Here is a 14,826-nt window from a genome sequence, read left to right as displayed (position 1 = left end):
TCTTATTGGTCAGAAGTGCTAATTTAATCTTAACCTCTATCTATAAACAAATTAACGCTCCAAGGTCATCTTAATCCGTGTATAAACGCACTGAAATCCAATTTTTTGTACATTTGCGTCCGAAATCGTACCAGGCTCTGTAGTCACAATGGCCCAAGACAGCCCGTGTTCTTGCGCAAAATTCAACCGAGCTTGTAACAATTTCTTTTGTAATCCCATCCCTCGGTACGCAGGCGATGTACTAGTGACTCCCAAATCACACAACTCGCCATACATAGCAATGACAGCCCCAGCAACCATTTCTTCTTGTTTATAAACAGCAAAAGTATGCACACCATTGGCTTGTACGTAACGATAAAATTGTTCTTGTGCTTCAGGATAGCCAAACCCCAGCGCAACATGCATTGCCCAAGTCTTTAATTCATCTGCTTGCACTTTGCGAATCATAAATTGCTTTTCTTTCACATCCACTGATCGATAAGTATTTAAACTCAAGGCAGAAACATTATTCATTTCACTGATCTGATAACCGCGTTGACTTAAAAAAATCGGTAAATCATTTCCAATGAAGGGACATAACTCAATATCTACTCGCTGATGTTGATGTTTTTTATAAAAGTGTTCTATCTGCTCAATTTCAGATTTAAACTGTTTAGGCAAAGTAGCAAAGCCCCAACCTACTACCTGTGATAAATACGAATCAAAACCCGAAAAACAGGCTGCACCGCCACTAAGCTCCAAGAAACGCCCGTGCTCATACTGCTTTGTTACTTCAATATGAGTTTGTTTAATGCACCCTTCCATTTTTGCTGCCATTTCCTTGGTAATACATTTCATTTTCTATTTAGTCCAACTGCTAAGTCACGAACAAGCTGTGGCCCTTGATAAATCAAACCACTATAAATCTGAATTAAAGATGCGCCGGCTTCTAATTTAGCTTGGGCACTCTCACAACTATCAATGCCTCCAACGCCTATTAAAGTAACTGCATCGCCCACATAACGTTTTAACAAACGTAAACACTGCAAAGATAATTCGTGCACCGGCCGACCACTTAAGCCTCCTGATTCATCACCATGACGCAAATGATTAACTCCTTCACGACTACAGGTTGTATTGGTCGCAATAATGCCAGCAATCCCCTGAGTTAAAATGACATCTGTCATTTGTTTTAACGTTTCTGGATCTTCATCAGGAGAAATCTTAACAACCAAAGGAACATCATGTTGATGTCTTTGTGCTAATTGATTCTGTTCTGCCACTAATTGCTTCAGTAAGTTAGAAAAATACTCTCTTTGTTGTAATTGACGTAAATCAGGAGTATTGGGCGATGAAATATTAATTGTTATATAAGAAGCATATGGATAAACCTTTTGTAAACAATAACGATAATCTTCTACCGCCTTATCCAAAGGTGTATCCTTATTTTTGCCAATATTGATCCCTAACACACCTTGATATCTAGCGCGCTGTACATGAGCAATTAATGCATCCACACCCTGATTATTAAATCCCATACGATTGATAATGGCCTGAGCTTGAGGAATACGAAACAAACGTGGCTTGGGATTACCAACCTGTGGTTTTGGTGTTACCGTTCCTAACTCAATAAAAGCAAAGCCTAATTTGGCTAAAGCATCCAAATGTTCGCCGTTTTTATCCAGGCCCGCAGCCAAACCTACTGCATGAGGAAATTGCAGGCCCATAGAATGAACTGTATTAGTAGAAATTGGTTTAAAACAGATTTGAGGTAAATAATGTAAGGCAGCTAAGCTAAAGGAATGTGCCCTTTCTGCATCCATAGAAAACAATAAAGGGCGTACAACAGAATACATATTAAACATCACACTTCTGAGCCCATACTCGCAGCATGGCATTTTCTGCTTTATGTAAATGGTAATCTACTTCTCTAACTTCAACACCGTAATTTTCCCGTTGCAGGTGTAAAAGCACTGGATTTAAAAACTCTGAAGTTTTTCCATTGCAATCGATTAAAGGGAAAATTCGTACTTCTTTGGCCGCACGTGCTAACTCACGAATTATCTGCACATGAAAATCAATCGATTGATTCTCCAAATCAGCGAATAAATAATGGGCGCTAAGTGCATAGTCAAAAGAAAAATCAGGATAAGGTAAGTGATAATCAGCAGCTCCGTAGTAACGCTCTTCTTTCTTGCCTTGCTCATAATCAGCAAAGAACTGTTTCATTCCATTTTTGCGCTGCTCAATAAGTTGCTCTAAACTTCCTATACGACTGAAATCAAATTGATGCTGTGCCTGGCGAACTTCATCGACCATTTGGGCAAAAATCATCACTGATTTAGATAATAAGGTATCTTTATCTAAAACAAATAAGGGATCACAACTAACTGCTTTGTGTGCTTCATGAAATTGCTGTGTATTCACAGCGCTTGGGCCGCATCCGTATTCTAAAATCCGGGAACTCATATCCTCTTGAGACAAATCAAACATCTCACGATACTCATCAACACCGTGTCCCCAGAGTACTAATTTTCGCATAAGCGACTCTCCTAAATGTCTAAAATGTTACCCCTAAACGTTGGTTTAAGATTAGGCGATTTTTTAAATCAGGTAAAGAAGCTTTTAAAAAAATAATGTAAAAAATGTACAATCAAGGAAATATACATATCATGGCCGCAGGAAGTACAATTTTTGACGGCGACAGTATTGCTATTACAGAATATAAGTAACTAAATTATCACAGAATCTAAATTCTGGTTGCAAGTTCAATTTGATGAGGTATAGTCTAAAGTATTTACAAAAAATCACAGGAAGTTACCTATGTATACTGGGCCAAACTATCTTTTGGGCGAAACCTATGATCTATTGCGTGATAGTGTTCGTCAATTTGCCCGCACTGAAATTGCCCCTATAGCTGCAGCAATTGATGAAACCAATACTTTTCCTAATCATTTATGGCGCAAACTTGGAGAAATGGGGCTATTAGGTATTACCGTGAGCGAAGAATATGGTGGTGCCAATATGGGCTATCTAGCGCATGCAATTGCCATGGAAGAAATTTCTCGCGCTTCTGCCTCTATTGGTTTAAGTTACGGTGCTCATTCCAATTTATGCGTGAACCAAATTTTTTTAAATGGAAACCGTACGCAAAAACAAAAATATTTGCCTAAACTTATATCTGGAGAATATGTGGGTGCTCTAGCTATGAGCGAATCCAACTCAGGTTCAGATGTTGTCAGCATGCAATTACACGCCGAAACTTCAGAGAATCAATTTATTCTTAATGGTACCAAGATGTGGATTACTAACGGCCCGGATGCGGATATTTTAGTGGTTTATGCCAAAACAGACAAACAAGCAGGCAGTAAAGGCATTACTGCATTCCTGATTGAAAAAGGAATGCCAGGATTTAAGACAGCTCAAAAACTGGACAAACTAGGGATGCGCGGTTCAAATACCTGCGAATTGGTCTTTGAACAATGCAAGGTACCTGCTGAGAATGTTTTGGGGCAGATGAATCAAGGGGTTAACGTTTTAATGAGCGGTCTTGATTACGAACGCACTATCTTGGCAGCCGGACCTGTTGGCATCATGCAAGCCTGTATGGATGTAGTCTTACCCTATGTGCATGAACGCAAACAATTTGACCAACCAATTGGCGAATTTCAATTCATCCAAGGTAAAATTGCGGATATGTACACGGATCTCGGCGCAAGCAGAGCCTATTTATATGCCATCGCTAAGGCCTGTGATGCAGGATTAGTAAGTCGTAAGGATGCTGCAAGTGTAATTTTATACACAGCAGAAAAAGCAACACAAATGGCCTTGCAAGCACTACAAATTCTTGGTGGCAATGGATACATCAATGAATATCCAACAGGGCGTCTATTACGTGATGCTAAACTGTATGAAATTGGAGCAGGCACCTCAGAAATCAGAAGAATGCTTATTGGACGTGAACTTTTTAAAGAAACTGAATAAGGAAATAGTAAATGAATCAAAATGAGATTGTAATTGTTGCAGCCAAAAGAACACCTATGGGTGGTTTACTAGGCAATTTATCTGCCTTTTCAGCTCCAGAATTAAATGCCTTTACCCACATTGCCGCATTAGCACAAGCAGGAATCAATCCTGCAGAGATTGAAGAAGTAATCAGTGGTTGTGTATTACAAGCAGGAATTGGCCAGGCTCCAGCAAGGCAAGCAGCACTCAAAGCAGGTATTCCTGATGCTGCGGGGGCAACAACCATCAATAAAATGTGTGGTTCTAGTATGAAGGCAGTCATGCTTGCTCATGATTTAATCAAAGCAGGCTCTGCCAATGTCATTCTTGCCAGCGGTATGGAAAGCATGACTAATGCTCCCTATTTACTGCAAAAAGCACGTGCAGGATACCGCTTAGGTCATGGTGAAATCAAAGATCATATGTTTCTGGATGGGCTTGAAGATGCCTATACTCCTGGCCAATTAATGGGTTGTTTTGCTGAAACAACCGCAGAACATTTTAAATTTACCAGAGAACAACAAGATGCTTATGCTGAACAATCCATGAAAAAGGCTTTAAGTGCAATTGAAACGGGTGCCTTTGCTGAAGAAATTGTTCCTGTAACTGTAAACTCACGTAAAGGTGATGTCACTATCTCTGTTGATGAAGGCCCAGATGCAAGCAAATTAGCAAAAATCACTCTTTTAAAACCTGCATTTAAAGCAGATGGTACTGTAACTGCAGCGAACTCCAGTTCAATTTCTGATGGTGCTGCCAGCTTAATTTTAATGACTGCAGCTCAAGCTGAAAAACGCGGCATTCGTCCTATTGCTCGCATCGTTGCTCATGCAAGCCATGCTCAAGCACCACAATGGTTTACCACAGCACCAATTGATGCCATACGCAAGGTAATGAATAAAGCCGGGTGGCACCAAGGTGATGTGGATCTGTACGAAATTAATGAAGCATTTGCTGTAGTTGCAATGGCAGCAATCACTCAGCTTGAATTAAATCCAGAACAAGTTAATATTCACGGTGGTGCTTGTGCCTTAGGCCATCCAATTGGTGCTTCTGGTGCACGTATTTTAGTAACTTTAATTCATGCCCTGAAACATCAAGGTAAAAAACGCGGTATTGCCTCATTATGTATTGGTGGTGGTGAGGCAACCGCCATGGCCATTGAATTAATGTAAAAATCGACATGGTTTACTGCCATTAGGTTAAGAGTTTTGTCTTTAACACTTTTAATTCAATGGTAGTAAAGCCAGGCCCGACTTAGACATAATAAAAATAAAGGATGTACATGCTACGACAAAGCCTTGTCTACCTGGTGTTCAGCATCTTGGTAGTTATTTTCGCAAAATACGCTCATCTTCTTGTTGTTTATATCGATATGTTTTTCACTTATGTGAATATCAAACTCACCCCAATATTCAGTCACACTGGCTGGGGGCTAGTGATTCGCAAAATTTTAGTTCTGACCATTTTGCCAGTAATTATTACTGCCGTACCAGCGCTTATTTATAAAGCAATTAAAGGCAAAGATATGCCTCATTTTATCGCAATCACCTGGACTTTATGGACAATCATTGTTTTAAGCGACATTTTAGCACGGTAAGGATTAAGGCATGGCCAAATTAATCAGTCAAATCAACACTGAAAGTCAAGAATTCAAAGAAAATCAGTCTACCATGCAAATACTGGTTAATGAGTTACATAAGCACTTACAAAACATTGCCTTAGGTGGTGATGAAAAAGCACGCTCCAAACATTTAAAGCATGGAAAACTATTGCCTAGAGAGCGTTTACAGCAATTATTGGACCCTGGAAGCCCCTTTCTTGAATTATCACAGCTTGCTGCTTTTCAAGTCTATGACGATGTGGTTCCTGCCGCGGGTATTATTACTGGAATTGGATGGGTTGCCGGTATGGAATGTGTCGTCGTAATTAATGATGCCACAGTTAAAGGCGGTACATACTATCCCTTAACCGTTAAAAAACATTTACGAGCGCAAGAAATTGCGCAAATAAATAATCTCCCCTGCATCTATTTAGTAGATTCTGGTGGTGCATTTTTACCGTTGCAAGATGAAGTATTTCCAGATCGCGATCACTTTGGACGAATATTCTTTAATCAAGCACAAATGTCAGCACAGAATATTCCACAAATTGCGGTAGTCATGGGTTCTTGCACTGCTGGCGGCGCTTATGTTCCTGCTATGGCAGATGAATCCATCATGGTAAAAAACCAGGCGACCATTTTTCTTGGCGGCCCACCACTCGTTAAAGCAGCTACTGGTGAAATAATTAGTGCTGAGGAATTAGGCGGTGCTGAAGTACACTGCCGCCATTCAGGGGTCGCGGATCACTATGCCGAAAATGATGCCCATGCTCTGCATTTGGCTCGTGCTGCAGTAGCCAATTTAAATCGCTGCAAACCATTACAAATCAAACGCATAGAAACCATAGAGCCATTTTATGATGCTAAAGAATTAAATGGCATTATTCCAGCTGATCCTCGTAAACCATTTGACATCCATGAAATCATCGCTCGTATTGTCGATGGCTCTGAGTTTGATGAGTTTAAAGCACTTTATGGTACTACCCTTGTTTGTGGCTTTGCTCATATTTATGGCTACCCTATTGGCATTGTTGCTAATAATGGTATTTTGTTTAGTGAAAGCGCACTTAAAGGCAGTCATTTTATTGAGCTTTGCTGTCAACGCCAAGTCCCTGTGCTTTTCTTACAAAACATTACTGGATTTATGGTTGGTTCTAAATATGAAGCCTCAGGAATTGCCAAGCATGGTGCCAAAATGGTTACCGCCGTGGCTAATGCCAATGTCCCCAAATTTACGGTCATCGTCGGTGGTAGTTTTGGCGCCGGCAATTATGCCATGTGCGGCCGTGCCTATGCGCCACGTTTTATCTGGTCATGGCCTAATGCCCGCATTTCCGTCATGGGTGGAGAGCAAGCAGCAAATGTGTTAGCTCAGGTTAATCGCGATAAACTCAGTAAGCAAGAACAAAATTGGCCTGTTGAAGAAGAAGAGCAATTTAAACAACAAATACGTTCTCAATATGAGGCTCAGGGTAACCCTTATTATGCCAGTGCGCGATTATGGGATGATGGGGTAATTGCCCCTCAAGATACACGAAAAATTATAGGATTAGGCTTATCCGCAGCCTTAAATACTCCAACAAAGTCAACACGCTTTGGCGTGTTTCGCATGTAAAGGACAAAACGTGAGCGACTTATTATACGAAATTCAAGACCGTCTGTGTTTACTCACCTTAAACCGAGTAGCAAAACACAATGCCTTTAATCATCATTTATTAACTGAAATGCAAAACCAACTTGATGCAGCAATTGCTTCTACACAAGTACGCGTTATTATCCTGAAAGCAAATGGCAAACATTTTTCAGCGGGCGCCGATTTAGCTTGGATGCAAGACATGGCACGGTTTAGCGAAGAAGAAAACTTAAAGGATGCTTTAGTTTTAGGTAAATTGATGTATACCCTAAACCAAAGCCCCAAGCCAACAATCGCCATGGTACATGGTTCTGCTTTTGGTGGTGGTGCTGGCTTTGCTGCTGCTTGTGATATCAGTATTGCAACCAACTCAGCACACTTTTGTTTTTCGGAAGTAAAACTAGGATTAATTCCAGCAGTAATCAGTCCTTATGTGATTAACGCAATTGGCGAGCGCAACGCTAAAGCTTTATTTATGAGTGCTGAAATTTTTGATGCAGCCAAAGCCTTGGCATTAAATCTGATTCATTATTGCGTATCTGAAGATCATTTATTGGAATTTACCCTAAATTACGCCCAACAAATCAGTAAAAATGCCCCAGAAGCAGTAAGTGCCTCAAAAAAATTGGCTACCTATGTTGCTCACCAAACTATTGATAAACAATTAGTTCACTACACTGCTGCATTAATCGCGAAAAAAAGAGTCTCTGCGGAAGGACAACAAGGCTTAAAAGCATTTTTAAATAAAGAAACACCCAACTGGAACTAGAGGATTGCATGTTTAATAAAATTCTTATTGCTAACCGTGGTGAAATTGCTTGCAGAATCATTAAAACTGCACGTTCTATGGGCATTCATACTGTTGCTATTTACTCTACAGTTGATAAAGACAGTATGCATGTGCATCGTGCAGACACTGCTTATTGTGTAGGCAATGCGGCTGCAAAAGACAGTTATTTGAATATTGAAGCCATTATCCAAGCCGCTAAGAAAAGTGAGGCCCAAGCCATCCATCCCGGTTATGGCTTTTTATCTGAAAATCCTGAATTTGCTCAAGCCTGTCAAGAAGCAGGAATTATTTTTATCGGCCCCCCAGTCGCAGCCATGAAAGCAATGGCCTCAAAACAATTAGCCAAACAATTATTGGAAAAATCAAATGTGCCTCTAACTCCTGGCTATCACGGCAGCGAGCAATCAGAAGAAAAATTATTGGCAGAAGCGAAAAAAATTGGCTTCCCAGTTTTGCTTAAAGCAGCCAACGGTGGCGGTGGTAAAGGAATGCGTACTGTTTTTGCGGAATCAGAATTTAGCACCGCTCTAGCAGGTGCAAAACGGGAATCCATGGCAAGCTTTGCTGATGATACCATGATTATTGAAAAATTAGTGCAGCACCCACGCCATATCGAATTGCAGATTATGGCAGATAACCATGATAATGTAGTACACCTCTTCGGACGTGATTGTTCCATTCAACGCCGCCACCAAAAAATCATTGAAGAAGCACCTGCCCCGAATTTATCCCTTGCTCTGCACCAAAAATTAGCAACTGCAGCCTGTGAGGTTGCTCGCTCCATTAAATACAGAGGTGCCGGAACAGTAGAATTTCTCGTAGATCATGAGGAACACTTCTACTTTATGGAAATGAATACACGCTTGCAAGTAGAACATCCGGTTACGGAAATGATTACCCGAATTGACTTGGTTGCTTGGCAGTTAAAAATCGCAGCCAATGAACCTTTGCCTTTGCGCCAAGAACAAATCCAAGCACATGGCCATGCACTGGAATGCAGAATTTATGCTGAAGATCCTTTTAATGGATTCATGCCTTCAATTGGACAAATTAATTTTCTGAAAGAACCTACGGGCGATGGAATACGTATTGATACTGGAGTCAGTAAATCATCTCAAATTACCATGTATTATGACCCAATGATTGCCAAACTTATTAGCTGGGGAGAGAATCGTGATGAAGCATTACAACGCATGCAACAAGCATTGCAATATTATTTTATTGGGGGTTTAAAAACTAATATACCCTTCTTGCAAGCAATTTGTCAGCACCCTAAATTCTGTCAAGCGCAATTGAGCACTGATTTTTTAAACACGGAAAAAATTGATATTGTGCTTCCCGATAAACAATTAGCTCTTCTTATAGCAGTTAGTTTTGATTATTTAGCAACCGTAACCGCCATTCAAGATCCATTATTGCGAGATACATTTGCCTGGCAATCACAAAAAACAAGCAATTGGATTTGTCGCTATCATGAAGAAGATGAAGTCATTGAGGCCTTAATCAATCCCATCAGTACCAGCGAGTTCACCGTACATATTCACGAACAAGAACACCACATACATGCCAAATTGCATTCAGAACAGTTGGTTTTATGGATAAATGGGCAAAAATATCAAGCTAACATTGATAATCACCATGAGCGTTTAATCTTATATTTACCTCAAGGACAAGTCACGATTGAGCGCTTTAATTGGAATACTCTGGGCGCCCATGCCACTACCCATAAAGGGCAATTAACTGCACCCATGCCTGCCACAGTAGTTGCTATACTAAAAAATATCGGCGATAAAGTAAAAGCAGGTGAGCGTCTGGTTGTGCTTGAAGCCATGAAAATGGAACATACCATCCATGCACCTTCTGATGGCATCTTATCAGAAATATTCTATTCGGTAGGCTCTCAGGTTAATGAGGGGCAAGAATTGTTGTCATTGGTAGACGAAAACTCATAGTATAACGAAGAGATAAATATGGATTATCCGCAACACGTGACAATTATTGAAGTAGGACCTCGTGATGGCTTACAAAATGAGTCTGCTTTTGTTGCCACAAAACACAAAATTGAACTCATCGATGCTTTAAGCCAAACCGGACTAGAATATATTGAAGTGACCAGTTTTGTATCTGCAAAGGCAATTCCACAATTGGCAGATCATGATGAAGTCTTTCGTGCTATTAATAAAGTACCGTCAATACATTACTCCGCTTTAGTTCCCAACGAGCTCGGCATGAATCGTGCCATGGAAGTTGGAGTTAAAGAGATTGCCGTGTTTACTGCTGCAAGCGAGTCATTTAATCAGCGCAATATCAATTGTTCTATTGAAGAAAGCATTAACCGTTTTAAGCCAGTGATAGCATTGGCTAATATCAATAATATTAAAGTACGCGGTTATATTTCTTGTGTTTTAGGTTGTCCCTATGAGGGTAACATTCCTCCACAACAAGTAGTTACCGTAACAGAAAAATTATTGGATTTAGGTGTAGATGAAATTTCCTTTGGCGATACTATAGGCGTAGGCACACCGCAACAAACTAAACTACTTCTTGATAAAGTACTCAACCATTTATCCTTAAACCAACTTGCCATGCATTTTCATGATACTTATGGGCAAGCAATTGCCAATATTTATACGTCCTTAAGTTATGGAGTGCACCGCTTTGACAGTACAGTAGCTGGTTTAGGAGGCTGCCCTTATGCTTTGGGTGCAACAGGAAATGTGGCCACTGAAGATGTTTTATATTTAATGCATGGCTTAGGGATTGAAACAGGTATCGATGTATTTAAAATCGTAGCTGCTGGCGATAAAATTTGTAAGATTTTAGGTCGCAAAAATCAATCAAAAGTTGCTAATGCCTTATTGGCAAATCCATATCATTAATGGGAAATAATTATTATGTCCTGTATGCAATGAAGCAACAAACAGGCTGCATTACTATAAAAGAGAGAATAAAATGAGTGAACTTGTATGGAAACCTAAACACCCACAAAATAGCCGGATGTGGCATTTTATGGAGTTTGCCGCTCAGAAACATTGCCAAATTTTTGACAATTACCAAGATCTTTACACTTGGTCAATCAAACATCCTGATTCTTTTTGGCCAACACTTTGTGAATTTTTTCATTTAAAGTTTGATACTCCACCTCACCAAATACTCAATTATTACAGCGAAATGATGGAAGCGCATTGGTTTTCTGGCGCTAAATTTAATTTTGCGCAAAAACTTTTATCACGTCGAGATGAGCATCCTGCACTGGTTAGTTTAAACGAAAATAATGAACGCCATGAATTAAATTATAAACAACTGTATACTGAAGTAGCACAATGTGCCGAAGGACTCAAAGCAGCCGGAGTAATTCAAGGCGATCGCGTAACCGCTCTGATGCCTAATACACAATACACAATCATTGCCATGCTCGCCACCACCTCTTTGGGAGCAATTTGGTCTTCTTGCTCTCCTGATTTTGGAGTCCAGGCAGCAATTGATCGTCTTGGACAAGTCGATCCTAAAATTTTATTTATTTGCGATGGGCATCAATATAACGGCAAAAAATTCGATGCTAATGAAAAAATTAAACAAATCAATGAAGCTATTCCTACTTTAAAACAGCTTATCATCTGCCCAAACATCCATGAAGACATAGAAATTCAAAACTTGCCTAAAGCGAAGCATTGGGATGATTTTATCCGTCCTGCAAAAGAATGCGAGTTTGTTTCTCTGCCTTTTGAGCATCCGATATATATTATGTTTTCTTCAGGAACTACCGGCAAACCTAAATGTATTATCCATGGCGCAGGAGGTACGTTACTCCAGCACATCAAAGAACTTGGTTTACATTGCTCTCTGCAGGCCAAAGATAATTTATGCTTTTATACTACCTGTGGTTGGATGATGTGGAACTGGACTGTTTCTGCCTTAGCACTTGGTACAACCATTACCTTATACGAAGGCTCACCAACTTACCCCAATAGCAATCGCATGTTTCAATTACTTGAAGAGGAAAAAGTTACCGTTTTTGGTACCAGCGCCAAATTCATCTCCTCCATTGAGAAGGCAGGAGTTAAACCAAAAGAAGATCATGATTTAAGCCATTTACGCTGTATTCTTTCTACAGGCTCACCTTTGCTACCGAAAAATTATGATTATGTCTATGAACAAATTAAAAATGATTTACAACTAAGCTCTATTTCCGGAGGAACAGATATTATTTCCTGCTTTGCACTAGGGAATCCAATGCTTCCAGTGTATCGTGGTGAATTACAATGCTTAGGTTTAGGCATGGCAGTCGAAGTGTTTAATGAAAAAGGCCTTTCTGTCAAAGAAACTCGTGGTGAGCTCGTATGCACTATGCCCTTTCCTTCCATGCCCATAGGCTTTTGGAATGATAAGGGGCGCGAGGCTTACCGACAGGCTTATTTTACACATTTCCCTGATGTTTGGGCGCATGGTGACTTTGCAGAAATTACCACACATCATGGTCTTATAATTTATGGACGTTCTGATGCCGTACTCAATCCTGGTGGTGTCCGTATCGGCACTGCAGAAATTTATCGCCAAGTAGAAAAAATAGATCAAGTACTAGATAGTATTGTCATTGGCCAAGATTGGCAAGATGATGTACGCATAGTTTTATTTGTTAAATTACGTGAAGGCATCACGCTTGATGAAGGGTTGAGCAATAAAATTCGTACGACTATTCGTCAAAACGCTTCACCAAGGCATGTGCCTGCGAAAATACTACAAGTCACAGATATTCCACGCACAATTAGTGGTAAAATTGTTGAAATAGCAGTAAGACAAATAGTACACGGCGAAGAAGTTCAGAATCTCCAATCTCTAGCCAATCCCAAGGCTTTAGATTATTTTAAAAACCGTTCTGAATTAAAAGATTAAAATAAACTATTAGATATAACTCTTTGAACAATGAATTGAATTAAAAAATCATGATGTAAGTAACAAATACATCTTTGTTTAAACTAATAGTTTGTGTATACTTCAAAACAGCGTTGATTTGAAATTCAGCTTGCGGACGCTCAAAAAAGCTACTTTTTTGAAAACACGGCTAAAGCGGGTATTCTATCATTCCCCCCCAGCCATTATTGCAAGCAAAATACATAATCTTAGGTTATAGCGATGATTGATTTAATTGGATTAAGCAAATCCTTTTCTGGTAAACCCGTGTTGCAAGACATTGATCTGTTTATTCAGGAGGGGGAAATTTTCGGTATCATTGGTAAAAGTGGAGCTGGAAAATCTACTTTATTACGATGCATTAATTTGTTAGAATGTCCCAATGCAGGCGATGTAATCATAGATGGCCAAAATTTAATAACTCTTACGCCAAAAGCTTTAGCTTTTGCTCGCCATAAAATGGCTATGATTTTTCAGCAGTTTAATCTACTCCATTCCAAAACTGTTTATGACAATATTGCTTTGCCCATGCGCATTCAAGGGATGAGTGAAGAATCTATTCGCGACAAAATTGAAGAATTACTTCCCATTGTTGATCTAAGCGATAAAAAATTCACCTACCCCAATCAGCTCAGTGGTGGCCAAAAACAACGCGTAGCTATTGCTCGTGCGCTAAGCTGCTCACCCAAAATTTTACTTTGTGATGAAGCAACCTCGGCTTTAGATCCAGAAACAACGGATTCTATTTTAACCTTACTTAAAAAAATCAATCTCTTATATGGAATTACCATAGTCTTAATCACGCATGAAATGAATGTAGTAAAACGAATCTGTAACCGTTTGGCAGTGATTGAACAAGGTAAATTGATTGAAACTACCGCTTTGGCAAATGTTTTCACTAAAAAAGAGAGTGTGGCACGCAGCATGCTTTATGCACAACTTAGCCCCGAGCTTCCTGAATGTCTTATCAATAAACTTTCCTCTTATGCGACCGAGCAACCGCTTCTGCGTCTTTTTTTCCAAGGAAAGGAAGCAACAGTACCATTTATCAGTCAAACCAGCCGTGAATTAAACCTAGACATCAATATCTTATTGGCCAATATTGACCGTTTCGACACAGTGACCTGCGGCGTTTTAATAGTAGAATTGACCGCTCATCAATTTCTTTTGGAAGCATTTATTGAGCGCTGTGAACAAGCTAAATTAACTGTGGAGGTTATAGGTTATGTCCTTCCCGATGGCATATGATTTATTAATAGCAACCGGCGAAACCCTATATATGGTAGCAATCAGTACTGCATTTTCAGTCATCTTTGGTTTGCTCTTAGGAACTCTGCTTTATTCATCAAATCACATTAAATCACAACCAAGAGTGCATAAGTTTTTATCGATACTGGTTAATATGGCACGTTCTATCCCTTTTATTATTTTATTAGTTGCCATTATTCCATTTACCCGTTTTATTGTGGGTACCTCAATTGGCATAAATGCTGCCATAGTACCACTTACTATTGGTGCCATCCCTTTCTTTGCTAGACTCGTAGATAATGTTTATCAAAGCTTACCTATGGGTTTAATAGAAACAGGACATGCCATGGGAGCAAACACCAGGCAAATTATCACTCAAATTTTATTACCTGAAGCAAAACCTGCGCTAATCCATGCCATTACGGTCACAGCAATTACCTTAGTTAATTATTCAGCAATGGCAGGTACTGTTGGTGCTGGCGGTTTAGGGACCTTAGCCATTAACTATGGTTATCAACGCTTTAATGCTGGAGTAATGATCTCAACGGTAATTGTACTCATTATTATGGTACAACTCATGCAAATGTTTGGTGATTATTTGGCGAAACGCTGTACTCATTAACCTGATACCTATTTTATATACTATTGACTTTGGAG

Annotated in this window: 13 protein-coding genes; 10 read left to right on the top strand and 3 right to left on the bottom strand. The window is 39.7% G+C overall.

The window, feature by feature from the left end:
• Positions 1-51: 51 nt before the first annotated feature.
• From QM652_RS06845 to QM652_RS06835, 3 genes are read right to left on the bottom strand one after another with little or no spacing between them, the layout of a single operon-like run.
• The gene (locus QM652_RS06845) at positions 52-837 is read right to left on the bottom strand and encodes a GNAT family N-acetyltransferase (RefSeq protein WP_415074143.1); all 786 of its coding nucleotides are present in this window, start codon (positions 835-837) and stop codon (positions 52-54) included.
• Positions 834-1,835, bottom strand: a complete 1,002-nt coding sequence (locus QM652_RS06840; RefSeq protein WP_415074174.1) for a quinone-dependent dihydroorotate dehydrogenase — start codon at positions 1,833-1,835, stop codon at positions 834-836. The genes QM652_RS06845 and QM652_RS06840 overlap by 4 nt, the downstream gene beginning before the upstream one ends.
• A 1-nt stretch (position 1,836) precedes the next feature.
• Positions 1,837-2,520, bottom strand: coding sequence for a hypothetical protein (locus tag QM652_RS06835; RefSeq protein WP_415074141.1), 684 nt, complete (start codon positions 2,518-2,520; stop codon positions 1,837-1,839).
• A 282-nt stretch (positions 2,521-2,802) separates the two neighbouring features.
• Between QM652_RS06835 and QM652_RS06830 the strand changes: the two genes are divergently transcribed.
• From QM652_RS06830 to QM652_RS06785, 10 genes are all read left to right on the top strand, one after another.
• Complete coding sequence (locus QM652_RS06830) at positions 2,803-3,963, top strand: isovaleryl-CoA dehydrogenase (RefSeq protein ID WP_415074139.1); 1,161 nt, start codon at positions 2,803-2,805, stop codon at positions 3,961-3,963.
• A gap of 11 nt (positions 3,964-3,974) precedes the next feature.
• Entirely contained in the window at positions 3,975-5,159 is a 1,185-nt protein-coding gene (locus QM652_RS06825) for an acetyl-CoA C-acyltransferase (protein ID WP_415074137.1), read from the top strand.
• 110 nt (positions 5,160-5,269) lie between these two features.
• Positions 5,270-5,584, top strand: coding sequence for a hypothetical protein (locus tag QM652_RS06820; protein WP_415074135.1), 315 nt, complete (start codon positions 5,270-5,272; stop codon positions 5,582-5,584).
• 10 nt (positions 5,585-5,594) lie between these two features.
• Complete coding sequence (locus QM652_RS06815; RefSeq protein ID WP_415074133.1) at positions 5,595-7,202, top strand: carboxyl transferase domain-containing protein; 1,608 nt, start codon at positions 5,595-5,597, stop codon at positions 7,200-7,202.
• Between the two features lie 10 nt (positions 7,203-7,212).
• Positions 7,213-7,989 (top strand): enoyl-CoA hydratase-related protein, encoded by a 777-nt coding sequence (locus QM652_RS06810; RefSeq protein ID WP_415074131.1) that lies wholly within the window; start codon positions 7,213-7,215, stop codon positions 7,987-7,989.
• Between the two features lie 8 nt (positions 7,990-7,997).
• Positions 7,998-9,962 (top strand): acetyl/propionyl/methylcrotonyl-CoA carboxylase subunit alpha, encoded by a 1,965-nt coding sequence (locus QM652_RS06805; protein WP_415074129.1) that lies wholly within the window; start codon positions 7,998-8,000, stop codon positions 9,960-9,962.
• 18 nt (positions 9,963-9,980) lie between these two features.
• Positions 9,981-10,889, top strand: a complete 909-nt coding sequence (locus QM652_RS06800; protein WP_415074127.1) for a hydroxymethylglutaryl-CoA lyase — start codon at positions 9,981-9,983, stop codon at positions 10,887-10,889.
• Positions 10,890-10,962: 73 nt separating this feature from the next.
• Positions 10,963-12,903 (top strand): acetoacetate--CoA ligase, encoded by a 1,941-nt coding sequence (locus QM652_RS06795; RefSeq protein WP_415074125.1) that lies wholly within the window; start codon positions 10,963-10,965, stop codon positions 12,901-12,903.
• Positions 12,904-13,143: 240 nt separating this feature from the next.
• A complete protein-coding gene (locus QM652_RS06790; protein ID WP_415074123.1) occupies positions 13,144-14,169 on the top strand; it encodes a methionine ABC transporter ATP-binding protein in 1,026 nt (341 codons plus the stop codon).
• Complete coding sequence (locus QM652_RS06785) at positions 14,147-14,791, top strand: methionine ABC transporter permease (protein WP_415074121.1); 645 nt, start codon at positions 14,147-14,149, stop codon at positions 14,789-14,791. The genes QM652_RS06790 and QM652_RS06785 overlap by 23 nt, the downstream gene beginning before the upstream one ends.
• Positions 14,792-14,826: the final 35 nt, after the last annotated feature.

Origin of the sequence: Legionella sp. (genome assembly GCF_047605385.1) — a bacterium.
Classification (GTDB): domain Bacteria; phylum Pseudomonadota; class Gammaproteobacteria; order Legionellales; family Legionellaceae; genus Legionella.
This window is presented reverse-complemented; position numbering and strand designations above follow the sequence as displayed.

Excerpts from the sequence above, each read along its gene's own strand:
- QM652_RS06840 (WP_415074174.1), bottom strand. The coding sequence starts at position 1,835 with ATGTATTCTGTTGTACGCCCTTTATTGTTTTCTATGGATGCAGAAAGG.
- QM652_RS06845 (WP_415074143.1), bottom strand. The coding sequence starts at position 837 with ATGAAATGTATTACCAAGGAAATGGCAGCAAAAATGGAAGGGTGCATT.
- QM652_RS06800 (WP_415074127.1), top strand. The coding sequence starts at position 9,981 with ATGGATTATCCGCAACACGTGACAATTATTGAAGTAGGACCTCGTGAT.
- QM652_RS06790 (WP_415074123.1), top strand. The coding sequence starts at position 13,144 with ATGATTGATTTAATTGGATTAAGCAAATCCTTTTCTGGTAAACCCGTG.
- QM652_RS06805 (WP_415074129.1), top strand. The coding sequence starts at position 7,998 with ATGTTTAATAAAATTCTTATTGCTAACCGTGGTGAAATTGCTTGCAGA.
- QM652_RS06820 (WP_415074135.1), top strand. The coding sequence starts at position 5,270 with ATGCTACGACAAAGCCTTGTCTACCTGGTGTTCAGCATCTTGGTAGTT.
- QM652_RS06830 (WP_415074139.1), top strand. The coding sequence starts at position 2,803 with ATGTATACTGGGCCAAACTATCTTTTGGGCGAAACCTATGATCTATTG.
- QM652_RS06835 (WP_415074141.1), bottom strand. The coding sequence starts at position 2,520 with ATGCGAAAATTAGTACTCTGGGGACACGGTGTTGATGAGTATCGTGAG.
- QM652_RS06785 (WP_415074121.1), top strand. The coding sequence starts at position 14,147 with ATGTCCTTCCCGATGGCATATGATTTATTAATAGCAACCGGCGAAACC.
- QM652_RS06795 (WP_415074125.1), top strand. The coding sequence starts at position 10,963 with ATGAGTGAACTTGTATGGAAACCTAAACACCCACAAAATAGCCGGATG.
- QM652_RS06825 (WP_415074137.1), top strand. The coding sequence starts at position 3,975 with ATGAATCAAAATGAGATTGTAATTGTTGCAGCCAAAAGAACACCTATG.
- QM652_RS06815 (WP_415074133.1), top strand. The coding sequence starts at position 5,595 with ATGGCCAAATTAATCAGTCAAATCAACACTGAAAGTCAAGAATTCAAA.